The sequence below is a fragment of the Dryocola sp. LX212 genome (assembly GCA_041504365.1).
Lineage (GTDB): Bacteria > Pseudomonadota > Gammaproteobacteria > Enterobacterales > Enterobacteriaceae > Dryocola.
Map to the genome: position 1 here is coordinate 2,034,313 of CP167917.1, position 21,776 is coordinate 2,056,088.

General features: G+C 54.6%; 17 protein-coding genes. 9 read left to right on the forward strand and 8 right to left on the reverse strand.

All coding sequences use genetic code 11. The annotated features are described in order from the left end of the window. Positions 1-12: 12 nt before the first annotated feature. The 3 genes from ACA108_09795 to ACA108_09805 form a co-directional block, all read right to left on the reverse strand. The gene (locus ACA108_09795; protein ID XEX97759.1) at positions 13-792 is read right to left on the reverse strand and encodes a heme ABC transporter ATP-binding protein; all 780 of its coding nucleotides are present in this window, start codon (positions 790-792) and stop codon (positions 13-15) included. A gap of 303 nt (positions 793-1,095) precedes the next feature. Beyond that, positions 1,096-2,142 (reverse strand): 3-deoxy-7-phosphoheptulonate synthase, encoded by a 1,047-nt coding sequence (locus ACA108_09800; GenBank protein XEX97760.1) that lies wholly within the window; start codon positions 2,140-2,142, stop codon positions 1,096-1,098. Between the two features lie 160 nt (positions 2,143-2,302). Further along, positions 2,303-3,136, reverse strand: a complete 834-nt coding sequence (locus ACA108_09805) for a pyruvate, water dikinase regulatory protein (protein XEX97761.1) — start codon at positions 3,134-3,136, stop codon at positions 2,303-2,305. Between the two features lie 288 nt (positions 3,137-3,424). Between ACA108_09805 and ppsA the strand changes: the two genes are divergently transcribed. After that, positions 3,425-5,842, forward strand: a complete 2,418-nt coding sequence (gene ppsA, locus ACA108_09810; protein ID XEX97762.1) for a phosphoenolpyruvate synthase — start codon at positions 3,425-3,427, stop codon at positions 5,840-5,842. A gap of 39 nt (positions 5,843-5,881) precedes the next feature. Here ppsA and ACA108_09815 read toward each other — a convergent pair whose 3' ends face one another. After that, complete coding sequence (locus tag ACA108_09815; protein ID XEX97763.1) at positions 5,882-7,276, reverse strand: glycoside-pentoside-hexuronide (GPH):cation symporter; 1,395 nt, start codon at positions 7,274-7,276, stop codon at positions 5,882-5,884. 320 nt (positions 7,277-7,596) lie between these two features. On the opposite strand from ACA108_09815, the gene ACA108_09820 reads away from it, so the two are divergent. Continuing rightward, complete coding sequence (locus tag ACA108_09820) at positions 7,597-9,972, forward strand: glycoside hydrolase family 3 N-terminal domain-containing protein (protein XEX97764.1); 2,376 nt, start codon at positions 7,597-7,599, stop codon at positions 9,970-9,972. Between the two features lie 90 nt (positions 9,973-10,062). Here the strand turns inward: ACA108_09820 and cobO are convergent, their stop codons facing one another. Beyond that, positions 10,063-10,653, reverse strand: a complete 591-nt coding sequence (gene cobO, locus ACA108_09825) for a cob(I)yrinic acid a,c-diamide adenosyltransferase (protein XEX97765.1) — start codon at positions 10,651-10,653, stop codon at positions 10,063-10,065. Continuing rightward, positions 10,650-11,411, reverse strand: coding sequence for a YciK family oxidoreductase (locus ACA108_09830; protein XEX97766.1), 762 nt, complete (start codon positions 11,409-11,411; stop codon positions 10,650-10,652). The genes cobO and ACA108_09830 overlap by 4 nt, the downstream gene beginning before the upstream one ends. 263 nt (positions 11,412-11,674) lie before the next feature. Between ACA108_09830 and sohB the strand changes: the two genes are divergently transcribed. Next, positions 11,675-12,724 carry a protease SohB gene (gene sohB, locus ACA108_09835; GenBank protein XEX97767.1) on the forward strand — a complete coding sequence of 350 codons (1,050 nt, stop codon included), beginning with the start codon at positions 11,675-11,677 and terminating at the stop codon, positions 12,722-12,724. 51 nt (positions 12,725-12,775) lie between these two features. Here sohB and ACA108_09840 read toward each other — a convergent pair whose 3' ends face one another. Continuing rightward, entirely contained in the window at positions 12,776-13,027 is a 252-nt protein-coding gene (locus ACA108_09840) for a YciN family protein (GenBank protein XEX97768.1), read from the reverse strand. Between the two features lie 403 nt (positions 13,028-13,430). On the opposite strand from ACA108_09840, the gene topA reads away from it, so the two are divergent. From topA to acnA, 6 genes are all read left to right on the forward strand, one after another. Further along, positions 13,431-16,028 carry a type I DNA topoisomerase gene (gene topA, locus ACA108_09845; GenBank protein XEX97769.1) on the forward strand — a complete coding sequence of 866 codons (2,598 nt, stop codon included), beginning with the start codon at positions 13,431-13,433 and terminating at the stop codon, positions 16,026-16,028. A gap of 196 nt (positions 16,029-16,224) precedes the next feature. Continuing rightward, positions 16,225-17,199, forward strand: a complete 975-nt coding sequence (cysB, locus tag ACA108_09850; GenBank protein ID XEX97770.1) for an HTH-type transcriptional regulator CysB — start codon at positions 16,225-16,227, stop codon at positions 17,197-17,199. 344 nt (positions 17,200-17,543) lie between these two features. After that, positions 17,544-17,672, forward strand: coding sequence for a YmiA family putative membrane protein (locus tag ACA108_09855; GenBank protein ID XEX97771.1), 129 nt, complete (start codon positions 17,544-17,546; stop codon positions 17,670-17,672). Between the two features lie 2 nt (positions 17,673-17,674). Then, the gene (locus ACA108_09860) at positions 17,675-17,854 is read left to right on the forward strand and encodes a hypothetical protein (GenBank protein ID XEX97772.1); all 180 of its coding nucleotides are present in this window, start codon (positions 17,675-17,677) and stop codon (positions 17,852-17,854) included. A gap of 162 nt (positions 17,855-18,016) precedes the next feature. Beyond that, positions 18,017-18,115, forward strand: coding sequence for a small membrane protein YmiC (gene ymiC / locus ACA108_09865; GenBank protein XEX97773.1), 99 nt, complete (start codon positions 18,017-18,019; stop codon positions 18,113-18,115). Between the two features lie 154 nt (positions 18,116-18,269). Continuing rightward, a complete protein-coding gene (acnA, locus tag ACA108_09870) occupies positions 18,270-20,945 on the forward strand; it encodes an aconitate hydratase AcnA (GenBank protein ID XEX97774.1) in 2,676 nt (891 codons plus the stop codon). Positions 20,946-21,052: 107 nt separating this feature from the next. Here the strand turns inward: acnA and ribA are convergent, their stop codons facing one another. After that, positions 21,053-21,643, reverse strand: a complete 591-nt coding sequence (ribA, locus tag ACA108_09875; GenBank protein ID XEX97775.1) for a GTP cyclohydrolase II — start codon at positions 21,641-21,643, stop codon at positions 21,053-21,055. Positions 21,644-21,776: the final 133 nt, after the last annotated feature.

A 21,776-nucleotide genomic window follows, 5' to 3' on the forward strand; every position in this document is an offset into this window, starting at 1 on the left:
GCGGATAACGCATTACGGCTTCAGCCAGACCTGCGGAGCGGAGTGTTCGGGATGGCTGGACACTTTTAGCTCGGCCTGATACCAGTGCTGAAGCGTCGTTTCATTGAGCACCTCCTGCGGCGTACCCTGCGCAACCAGCCTGCCGCCGTGCAGAAGTACAATGCGATCCGCCCACAGCGCCGCCAGATTCAGGTCATGCACCACCACGCAAACGCAGAGTGTCCCCATCAGTGCCAACCTGCGCAACAGACGCAGAATATGCTGCTGGTGGTAGAGGTCCAGCGCGGAAGTGGGTTCATCCAGAAACAGCCAGCCGCGCGGCTGCCCGTTATGCCAAAGCTGGGCGAGCGCCCTTGCCAGCTGAACCCGCTGCTGCTCACCCCCGGAAAGCTGGCAGAAATCCCGTCCCGCAAGATCGTCACAGCCGGTCAGCGCCATCACTTCCTGTACCACGTCTGGGGTCTGTGCCGCAGGCCAGGGCGCGCGGCCCATGGCGATGACTTCTTCCACCGCCCAGCTAAACGCCATGCCGCTGCGCTGACGCATCACCGCTCGCCTGCGCGACAAGGCTTCATTGCACCACTCTCCTAACGGTTTTTCCGCCAGTATCACCATGCCCTCATCTGGCGGCTGATAACCGGTCAGTACCCGTAACAATGTTGATTTCCCGGCGCCGTTCGGCCCGATTAGCGCAACAACCTCGCCCGGCGTCAGGGTCAGGCTGACGTTATTCAGCAGCTTACGACCGGCTGCGTGCAGCGAGATGCGCTGTGCCTGAAGAATGTCAGCCATCTGTCTCTCTCCGTTGACGAAATATCAGCGCCAGGAACCACGGCCCGCCCAGCAGGCTGCTGCGGGAGGGTAGAAGTGAAAGGTTTATCCATACGATTCATTCCATGTGCAAATGACAATTAATGTAACAATGATAATCAATATCAATAAACTCGATTGCAGCAGCAAGCGTTATTTGTAAGAAAAATGTGAATGGACCAATTTTGAGCGAAGAGGGAAAAAGGCGGATGCGTTTTCGCTAATCCGCACGGCAAGGAAGCATTGAGAGGGGTGGATAAGCGTAAACGTCATCCACCATTAAAATTAAAAACGGCTACCGGCGGCGTCCGCCAGCATTGCCAGCAGGGTCTCTGTATCTTCCCAGCTGAGGCAAGGATCGGTGATGGACTGGCCATATTTCAGCGGCTGTCCGGCAACGATCTTCTGGGTGCCCTCGAGGATAAAGCTTTCTGCCATGATGCCGGCAATGGCGCGGGAGCCGTTGCGGATCTGGCTGCAGACGTCCTCGCACACCTCGAGTTGGCGGCGGTGCTGCTTTTGGCAGTTACCGTGGCTGAAGTCGACAACCAGCTGCTCCGGCAAATCGAACTCCTGCAGGCTGTCGCAGGCCGCGGCGATATCCGCCGCGTGGTAGTTCGGCTGTTTGCCGCCGCGCATAATCACATGGCCGTACGGGTTACCGCTGGTCTGGTAAATCGTCATCTGGCCGTGCTTGTCCGGAGAGAGGAACATGTGGCTGGCGCGGGCAGCGCGAATCGCGTCGATCGCGATGCGGGTATTGCCGTCAGTGCCGTTCTTAAAGCCAACGGGGCAGGAGAGCGCCGAGGCCATTTCACGGTGGATCTGGCTTTCCGTCGTGCGTGCCCCAATTGCGCCCCAGCTGATTAAATCGGCAATAAACTGGCCGATCACCATATCCAGAAACTCTGTCGCCGTCGGTACGCCCAGTTCGTTCACCTGCAACAGCAGGCGGCGGGCCTGCTCAATGCCGTGATTCACGCGGTAGCTGCCGTTCAGTTCAGGATCGGAGATAAGCCCCTTCCAGCCAACCACGGTGCGCGGCTTTTCAAAATAGGTGCGCATCACGATTTCCAGGCGATCGCCATGTTTCCGACGCATCCCCTCCAGGCGGCGGGCGTAATCCATGGCCGCGTCCAGGTCGTGAATTGAGCATGGCCCCACGATCACCAGCAGGCGATTATCTTCACCGTTAAGGATTTTTTCGATGCGACGGCGGGAGGCGATAACGTTTTGTGCCACCTCAGGCGAGACAGGTAAGCGGTCGGCCAGCGCTGCGGGAGTGACCAGGCTGTCGATGCGCGCTGTTCGCAGTTCATCTGTTTTATTCATTGTGTGTCTCAGAAATTTTTGTCTTCTGCGCGGCGAGAGTGCCGGGAAGTGATGGCGATCACGATAAACCAATTTATGCCGATTTCAACCGCACAACGGGAATAACGCCATCGCAATCTGTCTATCCTGACATACAATGTAAATCTTGTGTACTAGTTTCTTAGTACATGCGACGATTCAGGCCCATGATATCCAGAATCTTTGTGGCCATCTCCTCGACGGAATAATTGGTGCTGTTGAGGTAGCGGATCTGATTTTTTCGGAACAGAGCTTCGACCTCAGCCACTTCGAGGCGGCACTGGCGCAGAGAGGCATAGCGGCTGTTTTCACGACGCTCTTCGCGAATGGCGGCAAGGCGTTCCGGGTTAATTGTCAGGCCGAACAGTTTATGCTGAAGCGGTTTCAGCTCGGCGGGAAGCTGAATATTGTCCATATCGTCGGCGATAAACGGATAGTTTGCCGCCCGGATACCAAACTGCATGGCGAGGTACAGGCTGGTCGGCGTTTTGCCGCAGCGGGAGACGCCCAGCAGAATCACCTGCGCCTGATCGAGATTGCGCATGGAAATGCCGTCATCGTGGGCAAGCGTGTAGTCAATGGCGGCGATCCTGGCGTCATATTTGATTAAGTTGCCGGGGTTCAGACCGTGGGTACGGTGGGCGACAGGCGTCGGGTCCAGCTTCAGCTCCTGCTGTAAAGGAGCGACCAGCGCCTGAACGATATCCTGACAAAAGCCTTCGCTTGTCACGATGATATCGCGAATTTCGGGCAGCACGATGGAGTAGAACACCAGCGGCCGGATGCCGGTCTGCTGATAAAGGGCGTCAATTTGCTCTTTCACGGCCCTGGCACGGCTTTCATTTTCCACAAACGGTAGCGTGATGCTGTTAATCGCAACCGGAAACTGAGACATCACCGCATGGCCCAGCACTTCAGCGGTAATGGCGGTGCCATCGGAAATATAAAAAACCTGTCGGTCTACGGCGTTATCCATGTTTTGTCCCTGACATTTGCGGCAATTGCGTAAAGCATAAATTAAAACAACGGGAATCGGGATAATCCTTATCGCAAAATGAAAAATGAACAGGTGTTTTTATTTTTAATGAAATGGCTACGTCATTTATCAAATGAAAGATTAACCACACAGTAAAAGAGGATTAAATGAATAATCAAAGATTTACAATGAGGGTTAATGTATCTGAAAAATTCATATTTTTATTTTGCTTGAACGATTCACCCGTTTCACTCAGCGGGTCAAATATGGCAGGCTAATAACGATGTAATGCGTTTCTTGTACCCATTCATATATCACAAAAGGATTGTCTCGATGTCCAATTCGTCACCGCTGGTGCTTTGGTATAACCAACTCGGCATGAATGATGTAGACAGGGTCGGGGGAAAGAATGCCTCCCTGGGTGAAATGATTACCAACCTTTCAGGTATGGGCGTCTCCGTGCCGAACGGTTTTGCCACCACCGCCGAAGCGTTTAATTATTTTCTCGACCAAAGTGGTGTAAACCAGCGTATTTATGAGCTGCTCGACAAAACGGATATTGACGACGTTGCCGCGCTTGCCAAAGCCGGAACGCAAATCCGCCAGTGGATCATCGACACGCCTTTCCAGCCCGAGCTGGAAAAAGCCATTCACGACGCCTACGAACAGCTTTCTGCTGACGACGCTGAAGCCTCTTTTGCCGTGCGCTCCTCCGCTACGGCAGAAGATATGCCGGATGCGTCGTTTGCCGGGCAACAAGAAACCTTCCTCAACGTACAGGGGTATGATGCGGTGCTGGTGGCGGTGAAGCATGTGTTTGCTTCGCTGTTTAACGACCGGGCCATCTCCTACCGCGTACACCAAGGCTACGACCACCGCGGCGTGGCCCTTTCCGCCGGGGTTCAGCGCATGGTTCGCTCTGATCTGGCCTCGTCGGGCGTGATGTTCTCCATCGACACCGAATCCGGCTTTGAGCAGGTGGTGTTTATTACGTCTGCCTACGGGCTGGGCGAGATGGTGGTGCAGGGCGCGGTTAACCCGGATGAGTTCTACGTCCATAAACCGACGCTGGAAGCCGGCAGGCCGTCCATCGTGCGCCGTAACATGGGCTCGAAAAAAATCCGCATGGTCTATGCCCCAAGCCAGGAGCATGGCAAGCAGGTACGCATCGAAGACGTGCCGCAGGCGGACCGCGATCGGTTCTCCATTACGCCTGAAGAGGTGCAGGAGCTGGCGAAGCAGGCCGTACAGATTGAAAAACACTACGCTCGCCCAATGGATATCGAATGGGCGAAAGACGGCCACACCGGCAAGCTGTTTATCGTCCAGGCCCGCCCGGAAACTGTGCGCTCTCAGGGGCAGGTTATGGAGCGCTATCAGCTGCACTCCCAGGGAAAAATCGTCGCGGAAGGCCGTGCCATCGGCCACCGCATCGGTGCGGGTCCGGTGAAGGTCATTCACAATATCAGAGAAATGCACCTTATCCAGCCCGGCGACGTGCTGGTGACCGACATGACCGACCCGGACTGGGAGCCGATCATGAAAAAGGCGTCCGCTATCGTGACCAACCGCGGCGGGCGAACCTGCCATGCGGCGATCATCGCACGTGAGCTGGGCATCCCGGCCGTGGTTGGCTGCGGTGATGCAACGGAGCGCATGAAGGACGATCAGAACGTGACCGTCTCCTGCGCAGAAGGCGACACCGGCTATGTCTATCAGGATCTGCTGGACTTCAGCGTGAAGAGCTCCACGGTAGATACCATGCCGGACCTGCCGCTGAAAATCATGATGAACGTCGGCAACCCCGATCGCGCGTTCGACTTCGCCTGTCTGCCTAACGAGGGAGTGGGCCTGGCCCGTCTGGAGTTCATCATTAACCGCATGATTGGCGTACACCCTCGTGCGCTGCTGGAGTTTGACCAGCAGGAGCCTGGGCTGCAAAAAGAAATCCGCGAAATGATGAAAGGCTATGACGACCCCGTTGAGTTCTACGTTGGACGTCTGACCGAAGGGATCGCGACGCTGGGCGCTGCGTTCTGGCCGAAGCGCGTCATCGTTCGCCTGTCAGACTTCAAATCTAACGAATACGCCAACCTGGTCGGCGGAGAGCGCTACGAGCCGGAAGAAGAGAACCCGATGCTCGGCTTCCGCGGCGCGGGCCGCTATGTGGCGGACAGCTTCCGTGACTGCTTCGCCCTGGAGTGCGCCGCCATGAAGCGCGTGCGCAACGACATGGGGCTGACCAACGTCGAAGTGATGGTACCGTTTGTACGTACCGTCGCCCAGGCGAAAGCCGTGGTGGAAGAGCTGGAGCGTCAGGGCCTGAAGCGCGGCGAGAACGGGCTGAAAATCATCATGATGTGTGAGATCCCGTCTAACGCCCTGCTGGCGGATGAGTTCCTGCAGTACTTCGATGGCTTCTCTATCGGCTCCAACGACATGACGCAGCTGGCGCTGGGCCTGGATCGCGACTCCGGCGTGGTGTCTGAACTGTTTGATGAGCGTAACGACGCGGTGAAAGCGCTGCTGTCGATGGCCATTAAAGCCGCGAAGAAGCAGGGAAAATACGTGGGTATCTGCGGGCAGGGTCCATCCGATCACGAAGACTTTGCTGCCTGGCTTATGGAAGAGGGGATCGACAGCCTCTCCCTGAACCCGGACACCGTAGTGCAAACCTGGCTCAGTCTGGCAGAAATTAATAAGTAAAATCTAAGGCGGGTGATAAAACACCCGCCTTACTTATCTCTAGTGCGACTGTGGCAATGCTTTTGTTAACTCCGCCTGAGCCTGGAATTTCCCTTCGCTCAGGTCGCTGACTATATCGTTCATTCTCGCTTCGGTTAAACGATAGTAACGAATGGAGAAGGCGGTAATCAGATAAAACACGGCCGGTAAAACGGTGAATAGAATTAATACGCCGCGTACCGCTTCCGCTGACTGCTGCTCTACGCCAGCCTGATAGCCATAAAACGCCAGCCCCCAGCCCGTTAACGCGCCGCCGATAGCTACGCCGAGTTTAATAATGAATATATTCGCCGCGACGTTCATGCCGGTGATCCGCCGCTGGGTTTTCCATTCGCCATAGTTATTCGCATCGGTGATCATCGACCACTGAAGTGGCGCGTTAATACCCTGAAGTATGTTAAGGATAATATGCACGATAAACGCTGGAACCCAGTAATCCGTCGGTAATACCAGGAACAGCAGGCCGACCAGCGCGCTGAGAATATTAACCCATACCGAAGCACGGATTTTACACATCCATGCGCCAACCCATTTCGCGGATAAGCTGCCTATTACAGCCGCAACGGTGGTTGCAAGCATGAAGAGCGAAATAATATTGCTTCCCTGGTTAAGAATATATTGTACGAAGTAAACCAGTAAGCTGCCGCGAACCACAACGCCGCACAGCATTGCCAGGTTATAAACTGACAATATACGCCACTGGTCGTTTTGCATCAGAATGCGGACGTCGCGATAAATATTAAGGTTTTCTTCTTTAACCGGCGTAATGCGCTCACGGGTCGTTGCAAAACAGACCAGGAACATCAGGCAGCCAATCACGCCGAAAATTCCCATTGCCCACTGCATGCCGCTGGCCCGGTCACCCGGCGCAATAAAATCTGCCAGCGGCAGGATGAGAGCGGTACCCATTGCGCCGCCAATTGGCGCAATGGCAAAACGCCAGGACTGCAGCGATAAATTTTCCTGCGGATCCGCCGTAATGGCGGCGCCCAGCGAGCAATAGGGGATATTGATTGCTGTGTACATCAGCGTCATAAAAATATAGGCAAGAACGGCGTAGATAATTTTTCCGGTTTGTTCGAAGTCGGGCGTGGAATAGACCAGCACGCAGCTTACGGCAAATGGTACGCAGATTATCAGCAGCCAGGGACGGAATCTTCCCCAGCGGCTTTTGGTCTGATCGGCAATAGCGCCCATGATCGGGTCTGTTATTGCATCCAGCACCCGGACCACCAGGAAAAGCGTGCCCATCACCGCAGGGGGCAGGCCGTAAATATTCGTGTAGAAATAGGCCAGAATAGCCACCGAAGAATCAAACACGATATGGCTTGCTGCATCACCCAGCCCGAAGCCTAGTTTTTCTTTACTGCTAATTCTTCCCGTTATTGTCGACATGGTTTTACCTATTTTAATAGCCCTGGGTACGTAGAAGAAGGTAAGCGGTGAATGTCGGGGCGGGTATTGAGATTTTTAACTTATAAATTATGTTTCTTATCAATTGTGACGCAGATGCACACCGTGAAGCATTTTAGGTAACCGGTTGCAGATATTTTCATGCTGTTTTTGAGACTCATCACATTCGGTCGAGAAAACCAAATATCGTAAACGCGCAGTCTGTTTCGGCAATTGCCGCGGGCGAGGTTCATCCGCAATATCACTAATAACGATGGAGAAATTAACGAGCCAAAATTCGATGAGCCTCTAAGGGGAAAATAATGTCTGCTATCTATAAGGATGCCCGCCGCTCGGTTAACGAGCGCGTTGCCGATTTACTTTCACGCATGACGCCGGAAGAAAAATTCGCACAGATGCACGCGTACTGGCTGATTTTGTCGAGTGATGGCAATCACCGGGAAAGAACCGATCTGAGCGATGAGTTTGCTGGTGTTACGGAGCAGGCCGGCCTCGCCGAACGTTTAAAGCTCGGCATCGGCCAAATTACGCGCCCGCTGGGCACACACATCATCGATGCGCAAGAGGGCGTCCGGGCAGCTAACCGCCTGCAAAAAACGCTGGTGGAAGATACGCGGCTGGGGATCCCGGCACTGTTCCATGAAGAGTGCCTGGTTGGCCTGCTGTGCAAAGATGCCACGTTGTTTCCTTCGCCGCTGAATTATGGTTCAACCTGGGATCCGGAACTTATCGAACGTGCCGCTGAGGCGATAGGCAAAGAGGCCCGGTCGACGGGCTGCCATCAGGGGCTGGCACCGGTGCTGGACGTCTCGCGAGATGTGCGCTGGGGCCGGACGGAGGAGACCTTTGGCGAGGATCCGTGGCTGGTCGGCACGATGGCAACCAGCTACGTGAAAGGCTTACAGGGTAAAAAACGTGACCTGCTGGCGACGCTTAAGCACTATGTCGGCCACTCATTTAGCGAAGGCGCGCGCAACCATGCCCCGGTTCACCTCGGTTTCTGCGAGCTGAACGACACTTTCCTGCTGCCCTTTGAGATGGCGGTGAAGCTTGCGAACGCAGGCTCCGTGATGCCTGCCTATCACGATATCGATAACCAGCCCGGGCACTCTGATGAGTTCCTGCTCACCACAATTCTGCGCGAGCAGTGGGGCTTCGACGGGCTGGTGGTGGCGGACTATGGCGGTGTCAGCCTCCTGCATCAGCACCACGGTATCTCTCATGATCCTGCAGAATCGGCAGCGCTGGCATTTAATGCCGGTCTGGACGTAGAGCTGCCCAAAGATGACTGCGCACGCCATCTGGCCGGGGCCGTCGAGCGCGGGCTGATTACCATGGCAAAAGTTGATGAAATTGTTGCTCGCGTGCTCAAGGAAAAATTCCGCCTGGGCCTGTTTGAACATCCTTATGCCGATGAAAACCAGGTAGCGCTGCAGAGTGACTCGGCAAAACAGCTTGCCCGCGAGGTTGCCACCCGCTCCATCACCCTGCTGGAAAATGACGGCACGTTGCCGCTAAAAGGCACACCTGAAGTCGCCGTCATTGGGCCTACCGCAGACGACCCGCTGGCGCTGCTGAGCGGCTACAGCTTCCCGGTGCACCTGATCATCAGCGATATGCTGGAGCAGACGTCGCAGGTGGTAACCCCGCTGGCCGCGCTGTGTGAGCGGCTTGGCAGCGAAAATGTCCGCTATGCTAAAGGCTGCCATATTATAGAAAAACGCATGGCTGGTGCGCCGGTCTTCCCCGGCGATAGCGGCGCTAAACCTATGCAAAGCTCCCCGGTCTCGCAGGATATCAGCCTTATCCCGGAAGCGGTGCTTATCGCGCAACAGAGTGATGTTGTCGTACTTTGCGTCGGCGATTTGGCCGGGCTGTTCCAGAGCGGCACCGTGGGGGAAGGGTCAGATACCGACAGCCTGGCGCTACCCGGCGTTCAACAGCAGCTGCTGGATGAGCTGGTGGCAACGGGCAAACCAGTGGTGGTGGTAATGACGGGTGGGCGTCCTTATAACCTGGGCGGTCAGGAAGATAATGTGGCGGCGCTGCTGATGGCGTGGGCACCGGGGCAGGAGGGAGGCTATGCGATTGCGGACGTGCTAACGGGGCAGGCCGAGCCGGGAGGCAGGCTGGTGGTTTCCGTCCCGAAAAGCGCTGGGGCCATGCCTTACTACTATAACCACAAGCTAAAAAGCGGCGGCACCCCGTTCGCCTTCCACTTTGGCTCGCGCTATCCATTTGGTTACGGAAAAACATGGACGGACTTCAGCTACGGTCCGCTGAAACTTGCCGGTAAAAAGATTGAAAACCAGGGCGGTGAAATAATCGCAAGCGTCACGGTGACAAACTGTGGTCGCGAAGCAGGGAGTGAGGTCGTCCAGCTCTACGTTCACGACAAAGTCGCCTCAATGGTACGTCCAGTGCAGGAACTTAAGGCTTTCCAGCGCGTATATTTACAGGCCGGAGAAAGTGCAGAGCTGACGTTCAATGTGCCGACGGATATGCTCAACTTTACCCGCCGTTACGGACAGCGCGTGGTGGAGCCTGGCGAATTTGAAATAAGAGTGGGTGCCTCAAGCGGCGATATTCGCAGCCGTGACGTGCTGAATGTTGAGGGGGACGTTCATGTTCTGCAGGGGCAATGGCGTATGGTCAGCCACTGCGAGGTTACGCAGTAGGCAACAGGTGATGTGACTTGTTGGATGACGCTTCGCTTAACCGGCCTACGTTTGGTTATGCAGGGGATCAGCGATGGCGTCACCCACCCGTCAGTAATCGATTCCAATCTGTGCTTTCACGCCGATATCAAACGCATGCTTAACCGGACGCAACTCGCTGACCGTATCGGCAATCTCCAGGATATCCCTGTGGCAGCCGCGGCCGGTAATAATGACCGTCTGGTTTGCCGGACGCTGCTGCAGCGCCTCCATCACTTCCGCAAGCGGCAGGTAATCGTAGGCCACCATATAGGTGATCTCATCGAGGATCACCATATCCAGCGAGCTGTCCGCCAGCATACGCTTTGCGTGCTGCCAGACTGTCAGGCAGGCCTCGGTATCCGTCTCCCGGTTCTGCGTCTCCCAGGTGAAGCCGGTGGCCATGACCTGGAACTCCACGCCGTGCGGCTCCAGCAGATTACGCTCGCCGTTTGGCCACTGGCCTTTAATAAACTGGATTACGCCGACTTTTTTTCCGTGGCCCACCGCGCGGGTCGCTGTGCCAAACGCCGCCGTGGTTTTACCTTTGCCGTTGCCGGTGAAGATAATCAGGATCCCACGCTCTTCCTGCGCTGATTCAATACGGGCATCAACTTTTTCTTTCTGTCGCTGGGCGCGCTGCTGGTAACGATCGTCACTCATTCGGAAATTCCTGGTTTGCGGTTAGGCTGCGCATCGAAGCTCATGCCAGTTTTGCGACGGCTGTCGTCGCCCATCAGCCACAAATACAGCGGCATTAAATCACGTGGCGTTTTCAGCTTCTGCGGATCTTCCGTCGGGAAGGCGTTGGCGCGCATTGTGGTGCGGGTGCCGCCGGGGTTAATACAGTTCACGCGAAGATTCTGCTGCTTATATTCTTCTGCCAGCACCTGCATCATGCCTTCGGTGGCAAATTTGGACGCGGCGTAGGCTCCCCATCCGGCGCGACCCTGGCGACCCACGCTTGAAGTGGTAAACACTAAAGAGCCCGCATCGGACTTCAGCAGCAGCGGGAGCAGCGCCTGAGTTAGGAAAAAGGTGGCATTGACGTTGACCTGCATGACATTTTGCCAGGTTTGCGGATCCTGCTGGTCCATCGGCACCACATCGCCAAGCATTCCGGCATTGTGCAGCACGCCATCAAGGTGCGGTACCAGACCAGTTAGCTTCTGCGCCAGATGCTCGCAATCCTGCGGCGTGGCGGTCAGCAGATCCAGGGTGAACCAGTGTGCAGTGTCGCCGTTTAATTGATGTAATTCCTGCGCCACAGCGCGAAGTTTGTCTTCGTTACGCCCGAGCAGGATCACGCTCGCGCCGTAACGGGCGTAGGTCAGGGCGGCTTCACGGCCAATGCCGTCGCTTGCGCCCGTGACCAGAATAATGCGGTTTTGTAGCAGGTCAATTTTCGGTTGGTAATGCAAAATTCACTCCTCGCGTGATGCAGGCAGACGCTCACGTCTTATTTCTGAAGGTGTCTTACTCACAGGGCTTTATGCCTGAAAGGAGGGGGTATTTCAATCAGCCATCAGGAGACATTACCGTTGATTAACATTTTGCAAAAGTTTCACGGCAATTTTTCGATTCAGGAAGGCGTCTCGCAGCGTATAAAGTTGCCTGGAGACGTGGATTGCCCCCTCAGGTAAACTCCACGGATGATTAATGCTCTGAAATAAAGGCGGAATGCATGGAATTAATTGCGAATTATGGACTATTTCTGGCCAAAATTGTCACTGTTGTCGTCGCGATCGCGGCTGTTGTTCTCATTGTTGTGAATGCCGCGGTGCGTAAAAAACACCAGCGTGGTGAACTGCGTCTCACCAACCTGAGCGAACAGTATCAGGAGATGCGTGAAGAAATGCAGGTCGCTCGTCTTGATAACCATCAGCAGAAACAGTGGCATAAAGGCCAGAAGAAAAAGCATAAGCTTGAGGCAAAACAAGCCAAAGCGCGGGCCAAACGCGGTGAAACAGTCAGTTCTGACAAGCCAACGCTCTATGTGCTGGATTTTAAAGGCAGTATGGACGCCCACGAGGTCACTTCTCTACGTGAAGAAGTCACCGCCGTGCTGGCCGTTATCAAACCGGAAGATGAGGTGCTGTTGCGACTGGAAAGCCCGGGTGGCGTGGTGCATGGATATGGCCTCGCGGCGTCCCAGTTGCAGCGCCTGCGCGATCATAAAGTTCGCCTGACCGTAGCAGTAGATAAAGTCGCTGCCAGCGGCGGCTACATGATGGCCTGCGTGGCGGATCGCATTGTTGCCGCGCCGTTTTCTATTATTGGCTCCATCGGCGTCGTGGCACAGGTGCCTAACTTCCACCGTCTTTTAAAGCGTAACGATATTGATATCGAGTTACATACCGCTGGGCAGTACAAACGTACCCTGACGCTGCTGGGTGAAAACACCGAGCAGGGACGCGAGAAGTTCCGGGAAGACCTGAACGAAACGCACCTTCTTTTTAAGTCTTTCGTACACGAAATGCGCCCGAGTCTGAACATTGAAGCTGTCGCTACCGGTGAACACTGGTACGGCCTGCAGGCAAAAGAAAAAGGCTTAGTGGACGACGTCAGTACCAGCGACGATTTGCTTATCAGCCTGATGGCAAACCATGATGTCATTGGCGTGCGTTATGCCCAGCGCAAGAAAATGATGGATCGTTTCACGGGCAGTGCGGCAAACAGTCTGGATCGTTTGTTGCTGCGCTGGTGGCAACGCGGTGAAAAGCCGCTATTGTAAAGGAAGGATTAAGAGCGAGGCTGATAGCCTCGCTTTTTACTTCAGGCGGCTTCAGTCCTGTAGATGGTATTTTTCAGAAAGCAGGTGAGCCAGGTGTTTGAACATATTGAATACCGCAGTGCTTTTTCCGGTCGGTAAGCCTTGTTCATCAAGGAAGTATTCGCCGCTAAATACCAGCACGCCATTTTTTTGCTCAACGCCAGTAGCATGCATGCCGTGCATGAAATCTTCATGTTCACGGATGATCTTGTTGGCCTCGGCAAGAAGCGTCTCACGGTCAATAGGCTGAGTAGTAGATTGCATGTTGTCTCCTCCAGAAAACTGGCGTTAGTTTACGTCCACATGACGGCGTTGGGCAATATCTCCCTGTAAAGTGTGGACCTGCAAAAAGTTGACCATGCTGGCGAGAAACGGTTTTGCATGCTAATAAAGTTGCGTATCGGATTTTATCAGGTAGAGTGTGACGCTTTCGCAAATCTGGCAAAGGATTTGCTTGACATTCAACCAAACTTCCGTCGTGCTATGTCACCTGTACGAAAGAGCCGTTATCTCAATCACCTGCGCTGCTTCAGCTTTCGGATTAGGTGCTTGAAAAAAGAGTTGATCTCCCTTGCGGCTGCCGCAATATAAAAAAGGCGCGCCGATTGTGAGAGATTGAGACAGCGTGCGACGTATTCTGGATGAATTAAATTAGGTAAAGGTGAATATGGGTAAAGCTCTCGTCATCGTTGAGTCCCCGGCAAAAGCCAAAACGATCAACAAATATCTCGGTAATGACTACGTGGTTAAGTCCAGCGTAGGCCATATCCGTGATTTGCCGACCAGTGGATCAACCACCAAGAAGAGCGCTGACTCTGCCTCCACCAAAACGACCAAAAAGGTCAAAAAGGATGAACGCGGCGCGCTCGTAAACCGTATGGGTGTCGACCCGTGGCACAGCTGGGAAGCCCAGTATGAAGTGCTGCCGGGCAAAGAAAAGGTGGTTTCAGAACTGAAATCCCTTGCTGAGAAAGCCGACCATATCTATCTCGCAACCGACCTTGACCGCGAAGGGGAGGCCATTGCATGGCACCTGCGGGAAGTGATCGGGGGCGATGAATCGCGCTATAGCCGCGTGGTGTTTAACGAAATCACCAAAAATGCTATCCAGCAGGCATTCGAAAAGCCGGGCGAACTGAATATTGACCGTGTGAACGCTCAGCAGGCGCGTCGCTTTATGGACCGCGTCGTGGGCTACATGGTTTCTCCGCTGCTGTGGAAGAAAATTGCCCGTGGCCTGTCCGCAGGCCGTGTGCAGTCCGTTGCGGTGCGTCTGGTTGTGGAGCGTGAGCGCGAAATTAAAGCGTTCGTGCCGGAAGAGTTCTGGGAAATTGATGCCAACCTGGCAACGCCTAAGGGCGACAATTTGCCGGTTCAGGTCAGCCACCACAAAGATAAACCCTTCCGTCCGGTCAATCGTGAACAGACCATGGCGGCGGTCAGCGAGCTTGAAAAAGCGAGCTACAGCGTACTTGAGCGTGAAGACAAGCCGACCAGTAGCAAACCTGGCGCGCCGTTTATCACCTCCACGCTGCAGCAGGCGGCAAGCACCCGTCTTGGTTTTGGCGTCAAGAAAACCATGATGATGGCGCAGCGCCTGTATGAAGCAGGCCACATCACCTACATGCGTACCGACTCCACTAACCTGAGCCAGGACGCGGTGAACATGGTGCGTGAGTACATCGGCGAGAACTTTGGCAAGAAATACCTGCCTGAGTCACCGCTTCAGTACTCCAATAAAGAGAATTCTCAGGAAGCGCACGAAGCGATTCGTCCTTCTGACGTCGGCGTAGTTTCTGAATCCCTGAAGGATATGGAAGCGGACGCGCAGAAGCTTTATCAGCTGATCTGGCGCCAGTTCGTGGCCTGTCAGATGACGCCTGCACAGTACGACTCCACGACCTTAACCGTCGCCGCCGGTGATTACCGCCTGAAAGCGCGTGGCCGTATCCTGCGCTTCGACGGCTGGACAAAAGTGATGCCTGCGCTGCGCAAAGGTGACGAAGACAAAACGCTGCCTGCGGTGAACAAAGGTGACGCGATGTCGCTGGTTGAACTGCTGCCGGGCCAGCACTTTACCAAGCCACCCGCTCGTTTTAGCGAAGCGTCGCTGGTAAAAGAGTTGGAAAAACGTGGTATCGGTCGACCTTCCACTTACGCCTCTATCATTTCCACCATCCAGGATCGTGGTTATGTGCGTGTGGAAAACCGTCGTTTCTATGCGGAAAAAATGGGCGAGATAGTCACCGATCGCCTGGAAGAGAACTTCCGCGAGCTGATGAACTACGACTTTACCGCGCAGATGGAAAACAACCTCGACCAGGTGGCCAACAATCAGGCCGAGTGGAAAGGGGTGCTGGACGAGTTCTTCACCGATTTCAGCGGCCAGCTTGAAAAAGCGGCGCAGGAACCGGAAGAGGGCGGGATGCGCCCGAACCAGATGGTGCTCACCAGCATCGACTGCCCGACCTGTGGCCGTCAGATGGGTATCCGTACCGCCAGCACCGGCGTGTTCCTGGGCTGTTCCGGCTACGCCCTGCCGCCGAAAGAGCGTTGCAAGACCACCATTAACCTGGTGCCGGAAAACGAAGTGCTCAACGTCCTTGAGGGCGACGACGCGGAAACTAACGCCCTGCGCGCGAAGCGTCGCTGTGCTAAATGCGGCACCGCGATGGACAGCTACCTTATCGATCCGAAGCGCAAGCTGCACGTTTGTGGTAACAACCCAACCTGCGACGGCTACGAAATCGAAGAGGGCGAGTTCCGTATCAAAGGTTATGACGGCCCTATCGTTGAATGCGAAAAATGTGGTTCCGAAATGCACCTGAAAATGGGGCGTTTCGGTAAATACATGGCCTGCACCAACGAAGACTGTAAGAACACCCGTAAGATTCTGCGCAACGGCGAAGTGGCTCCTCCGAAGGAAGACCCGGTTCCATTGCCGGAGCTGCCGTGCGAGAAATCAGACGCCTACTTTGTTCTGCGTGACGGCGCAGCTGGCGTGTTCCTGGCAGCCAACACCTTCCCTAAATCGCGTGAAACCCGCGCGCCGTTAGTGGAAGAGCTGTACCGCTTCCGTGACCGTCTGCCGGAAAAGCTGCGCTATCTGGCAAATGCCCCGCAGCAGGACGCGGAGGGTAATAAGTCGGTGGTACGCTTTAGCCGTAAGACCAAACAGCAGTACGTTTCCTCCGAGAAAGACGGCAAGGCCACCGGCTGGTCCGCCTTCTTCGTTGACGGGAAATGGGTCGAAGGGAAGAAGTAATTTTCCTGTGAAATGAAAAACCGGAGCCTGGCTCCGGTTTTTTTATATCCCCTTATATAACATCTTTATTATTTTTTCTTAATATCTATACAGAGAAGATATAACTGATATAGTGATCCCATTGCATTTTTCACTTTCATATCGTCTTACTCCCCGCATCGCCTGCGACGGGGCGTTTTGACCTGGATGGTAAGTCATGAAACTACAGCAGCTTCGTTATATCGTTGAGGTGGTTAACCACAATCTTAACGTCTCATCGACGGCGGAAGGGCTTTACACCTCTCAACCGGGTATCAGCAAGCAGGTACGCATGCTGGAAGATGAACTGGGCATCCAGATTTTCGCTCGTAGCGGTAAGCATCTCACCCAGGTCACACCGGCAGGGCAGGAGATTATTCGTATTGCCCGGGAAGTGCTTTCAAAGGTGGACGCTATTAAATCCGTCGCCGGTGAGCACACATGGCCGGATAAAGGCTCGCTGTACGTGGCAACCACGCATACACAGGCACGTTATGCTTTGCCTGGCGTAATCAAAGGTTTTATTGAGCGTTACCCGCGCGTTTCCTTACACATGCACCAGGGCTCCCCTACGCAGATCGCTGAGGCCGTTTCTAAGGGCAATGCGGACTTTGCCATCGCGACCGAAGCACTGCATCTTTATGACGACCTGGTGATGCTGCCTTGCTACCACTGGAATCGTTCCATTGTCGTTACGCCGGATCATCCGCTGGCATCCAAAGAGTCCGTAACCATCGAAGAGCTCGCGCAGTACCCGCTGGTTACTTATACCTTCGGCTTTACGGGGCGATCGGAGCTGGACACCGCGTTTAACCGCGCAGGCTTAACGCCACGCATCGTCTTTACGGCGACCGACGCGGACGTGATTAAAACCTACGTCCGCCTTGGCCTTGGCGTCGGGGTCATCGCCAGCATGGCGGTAGATCCGGTCTCCGACCCGGATCTGGTAAGAATTGAAGCCCAGGGCGTATTCAGCCACAGCACCACCAAAATTGGCTTCCGCCGCAGCACCTTCCTGCGCAGCTATATGTATGATTTTATTCAGCGCTTTGCACCGCACCTGACGCGAGACGTTGTGGATACCGCCGTTGCGCTACGTTCCAATGAAGATATTGAAGCAATGTTTAAAGATATTAAATTACCTGCCAAATAATGACGCACGGTATCTTCTTGTGCTTAAGAGGGTACCGTTCTTTTCCGACAGAGGAATACGAATTAGACTCATCCGGATTTAAATCCCGCACTTAATACCCCTCACATTATAATGGTTAATATGTCTCTATTATGCGACAGGCGTAGTTAACAATTAACCGCAGCGCAAATCCCAGTGTTCAATAACTTATTTCATGTCAAAAGATTAAATCTTTTCCTGAAAACAGCGCGCAAATTCGCTGGCTTTTGAGCTAGAGTTTCTTTAGGATTAATCCCAACAGACGATTGTTTATACCGATTGTTAATGAATTTCTGATAAGTGGTGTCGATTGTATGAGGTTAGCAATGCCTGCAGGACGTGAACAACCGCAAAGGGATCCCGAGCTTAAACGCAAAGCATGGCTTGCGGTCTTTGTGGTTTCAGGCCTGTTCTGGCTGGTGGTCGCGCTGGTGGCCTGGCATTACTGGAGCTGAACATGGTGACTCACGGACAAGTGCAGCAGTCCAATCCTGTGTGTCAACAGGATGACAAAGCCATTCAGACGCAGAAGGGAGCAAAAAACGCCAAAAACGTGTCCCCCGAGCGCTGGAAACTGTCAAAGCAGCAGCAGGATTTTATCGATCTTTTTGCTGCTGACGATCACAAAAAACAATAATTACTCATTTCATTTACGTTTAATTAACTTGCTGTCAATCACACTTTTTATATTAGCGGCAGCAAACTGGCGTACTTATTAATAACTACACACGGCAATATTCTTCGCGACTGCTTAATTAGTCAGTCAATGTGCATAGCGTATATTAAAAGAGTAATGCTTATGATTAACTTCGGAAGTCTTAAATACTGGTCATGGGTTGGCGCGTTCACCGTATCGGTGTTGTTCTGGGCGCAACTGATCGCCACGCTGGCTAACTAATTCAAACGCCCTGGCTCCGAGCCCGGGCGTTTTCGTCTCCGCAGCCGCTAAAATGCCATTTATCATTTTGGGTTGTTATCAAAACGTTACGACATGTTTGTGTTATCTTTAATAGTGACCCTGAATTCACTCAGGACATCGTTAAGGAGGAGCTATGTCGTCAACCCTACGAGAAGCCAGTAAGGATACGCTACAGGCGCTGGATAAAACCTATCACTACTACAGCCTGCCGCTGGCATCAAAGGAACTTGGGGATATCACCCGTCTACCCAAGTCGCTAAAAGTTCTGCTTGAAAACCTGCTGCGCTGGCAGGATGAAGATTCGGTGACCCGAGAGGATATTCATGCGCTGGCGGGCTGGCTGAAAAACGCCCACGCCGACCGTGAAATTGCCTACCGCCCTGCGCGCGTATTAATGCAGGATTTTACCGGCGTTCCCGCAGTCGTCGATCTGGCCGCAATGCGTGAAGCCGTCAAACGTCTCGGCGGCGACACCGCCAAAGTAAACCCACTTTCTCCCGTCGACCTGGTCATTGACCACTCCGTTACCGTTGACCACTTCGGCGATGATGATGCTTTCGAAGAGAACGTGCGCCTTGAGATGGAGCGTAACCACGAGCGTTATGTCTTCCTGCGCTGGGGGCAGCAGGCTTTCAGCCGTTTCAGCGTCGTGCCACCGGGCACCGGCATTTGCCATCAGGTAAACCTTGAGTATCTCGGGAAAGCTGTCTGGAGCGAAATGCAGGGCGATGAGCTCGTGGCCTATCCGGACACGCTGGTCGGCACCGACTCCCACACCACGATGATCAACGGCCTCGGCGTTCTGGGCTGGGGAGTGGGGGGCATCGAGGCGGAAGCCGCCATGCTCGGCCAGCCGGTATCAATGCTGATCCCCGATGTTGTGGGCTTTAAGCTCGACGGCAAACTGGGCGAAGGCATTACCGCCACCGACCTGGTGCTGACCGTCACCCAGATGCTGCGTAAGCACGGCGTTGTGGGTAAATTTGTTGAGTTTTACGGTGACGGGCTGGACTCGCTGCCGCTGGCGGACCGCGCCACCATCGCCAACATGGCACCAGAGTACGGTGCAACCTGTGGCTTCTTCCCGATAGATGCCGTGACGCTGGATTACATGCGCCTCAGCGGCCGCACGGAAGATCAGATTGCGCTGGTTGAAGCCTATGCTAAAGCACAGGGCATGTGGCGCAACACCGGTGATGAACCTGTCTTTACCAGCACGCTGTCTCTGGATATGAACGAAGTTGAGGCGAGCCTTGCCGGGCCAAAACGCCCGCAGGATCGCGTCGCGCTGGGTGATGTGCCAAAAGCCTTTAGCGCCAGCAACGAACTCGAAGTCAATTCATCGCAAAAAGACCGCGCTCCGGTTAATTACATGATGGGCGGGCACGAATATCAGCTTCCTGACGGGGCCGTTGTTATCGCCGCCATTACCTCCTGTACCAACACGTCTAACCCGAGCGTGCTGATGGCTGCGGGGCTGCTGGCGAAAAAGGCTCTGACGCTGGGGCTGAAACGACAGCCGTGGGTCAAGGCCTCCCTGGCTCCGGGCTCCAAAGTTGTTTCTGATTACCTGGCGAAGGCGAGACTGACGCCGTATCTGGACGATCTTGGCTTCAACCTTGTAGGCTACGGCTGCACAACCTGTATCGGTAACTCCGGGCCGCTGCCGGATCCCATTGAGCAGGCCATCAAAAAAGGCGATCTTACCGTCGGTGCGGTGCTTTCCGGTAACCGTAACTTTGAAGGCCGTATCCACCCGCTGGTAAAAACGAACTGGCTGGCTTCGCCGCCGCTGGTGGTTGCCTATGCGCTGGCCGGGAACATGAACGTTAACCTGGTGACCGATCCGCTGGGACACGATCGCAAAGGTGACCCGGTTTATCTTAAAGATATCTGGCCGAGCAGCCAGGAGATCGCCCGTGCGGTAGCCCAGGTTTCCACTGAAATGTTCAACAAAGAATATGCTGAGGTCTTCGAAGGCACGCCGGAGTGGCGCAACATCCAGGTTGACCGGTCTGACACCTATGGCTGGCAGAGCGATTCCACCTATATCCGTCTGTCGCCGTTCTTCGATGATATGGAAGCGGAGCCGAAGCCCGTTGAGGATATCCACGGTGCCCGCGTGCTGGCCATGTTGGGGGATTCGGTCACTACGGACCACATCTCACCTGCGGGGAGTATCAAGCCAGACAGCCCGGCGGGACGCTATCTGCAAAATCACGGCGTGGAGCGCAAAGACTTCAACTCCTACGGATCGCGCCGCGGCAACCACGAAGTGATGATGCGCGGCACCTTTGCCAACATCCGTATCCGCAACGAAATGGTTCCCGGCATTGAAGGCGGCATGACGCGCCTGCTGCCCGGCGATGAGCTGATGTCCATCTACGATGCGGCAATGCGCTATCAGGCCAAAGGCATTCCGTTGGCGGTCATCGCTGGTAAAGAGTACGGCTCTGGCTCAAGCCGCGACTGGGCGGCAAAAGGCCCGCGTCTGCTGGGGGTGAGGGTGGTTATTTCCGAATCGTTCGAACGTATCCACCGCTCAAATCTGATTGGCATGGGCATTCTGCCGCTGGAGTTCCCGCAGGGCGTGACGCGCAAAACGCTGGGCCTGACGGGAGACGAGACGCTCGATATCGCCGGCCTGAACGACCTGAAGCCGGGCGCGACGGTGCCGGTGACGCTGATTCATGCCGACGGTCGCAAAGAGGTGGTGGAGTGTCGCTGCCGAATCGACACCGGCAATGAGTTAACCTATTTCCGTAACGATGGCATTTTGCACTACGTGATCCGTAATATGCTGAAGTGAGAAAGGAGATCCGCCCGAAGCGTAGGGCGGATAAACGAAGAGTCATCCGCCGCTGGGTTGTCTGGTGGATGGCGCTGCCGCTTATCCCCCCTACAATTGATCGAGAATTATTCGGAAAGCAAATGCCCCATCTTCGCCGCTTTCGTGTCCAGATAGTGCGCGTTCTTCGGGTTACGCCCCACAATTAACGGCACTCGCTCAACGATATTAATACCCGCCTCGCTCAGAATTTCGACTTTCTTCGGGTTATTGGTCAGCAAGCGCACCGCGTCCACGCCCAGCAGCTTGAACATATCCGCGCATAAGGTGAAGTCACGCTCGTCCGCCGCAAAGCCTAACTGATGGTTTGCTTCAACCGTGTCGTAACCTTTGTCCTGCAGGGCGTAGGCACGGATTTTATTCAGCAGCCCAATATTTCTGCCTTCCTGACGATGGTAAAGCAGCACGCCGCGGCCTTCCTCTGCTATGTGCGACAGCGCGGCTTCGAGCTGGAAACCGCAGTCGCAGCGCAGGCTAAACAGCGCGTCACCCGTCAGGCATTCAGAATGCACACGGGCCAGTACGGATTGATCCCCGGTAATATCACCAAAAACCAGGGCCACGTGGTCCTGCCCGGTTGCCAGTTCTTCAAAACCCACCATCAGGAAATCGCCCCATGGGGTTGGCAGTTTGGCTTCTGCCACACGTTTAAGCTGCATGTGATTCTCCAGGTACTTATTTTGACGCCCGGGGGCGACTGCCAGCTTTCTGGCGGCAATGATTATCGTTATTTTGCCACAAGGCGGAACACTTCGCCTAATAGACTGGCCGGTCTGCTATTTTTACCTGTAG

Coding starts and splice junctions, on each gene's coding strand:
- cysB (XEX97770.1), top strand. CDS start 16,225: ATGAAACTACAGCAGCTTCGTTATATCGTTGAGGTGGTTAACCACAAT.
- ppsA (XEX97762.1), top strand. CDS start 3,425: ATGCGTTTCTTGTACCCATTCATATATCACAAAAGGATTGTCTCGATG.
- sohB (XEX97767.1), top strand. CDS start 11,675: ATGGAATTAATTGCGAATTATGGACTATTTCTGGCCAAAATTGTCACT.
- topA (XEX97769.1), top strand. CDS start 13,431: ATGGGTAAAGCTCTCGTCATCGTTGAGTCCCCGGCAAAAGCCAAAACG.
- ACA108_09815 (XEX97763.1), bottom strand. CDS start 7,276: ATGTCGACAATAACGGGAAGAATTAGCAGTAAAGAAAAACTAGGCTTC.
- ribA (XEX97775.1), bottom strand. CDS start 21,643: ATGCAGCTTAAACGTGTGGCAGAAGCCAAACTGCCAACCCCATGGGGC.
- ACA108_09855 (XEX97771.1), top strand. CDS start 17,544: ATGCCTGCAGGACGTGAACAACCGCAAAGGGATCCCGAGCTTAAACGC.
- ACA108_09860 (XEX97772.1), top strand. CDS start 17,675: ATGGTGACTCACGGACAAGTGCAGCAGTCCAATCCTGTGTGTCAACAG.
- ymiC (XEX97773.1), top strand. CDS start 18,017: ATGATTAACTTCGGAAGTCTTAAATACTGGTCATGGGTTGGCGCGTTC.
- ACA108_09820 (XEX97764.1), top strand. CDS start 7,597: ATGTCTGCTATCTATAAGGATGCCCGCCGCTCGGTTAACGAGCGCGTT.
- ACA108_09800 (XEX97760.1), bottom strand. CDS start 2,142: ATGAATAAAACAGATGAACTGCGAACAGCGCGCATCGACAGCCTGGTC.
- cobO (XEX97765.1), bottom strand. CDS start 10,653: ATGAGTGACGATCGTTACCAGCAGCGCGCCCAGCGACAGAAAGAAAAA.
- acnA (XEX97774.1), top strand. CDS start 18,270: ATGTCGTCAACCCTACGAGAAGCCAGTAAGGATACGCTACAGGCGCTG.
- ACA108_09840 (XEX97768.1), bottom strand. CDS start 13,027: ATGCAATCTACTACTCAGCCTATTGACCGTGAGACGCTTCTTGCCGAG.
- ACA108_09805 (XEX97761.1), bottom strand. CDS start 3,136: ATGGATAACGCCGTAGACCGACAGGTTTTTTATATTTCCGATGGCACC.
- ACA108_09795 (XEX97759.1), bottom strand. CDS start 792: ATGGCTGACATTCTTCAGGCACAGCGCATCTCGCTGCACGCAGCCGGT.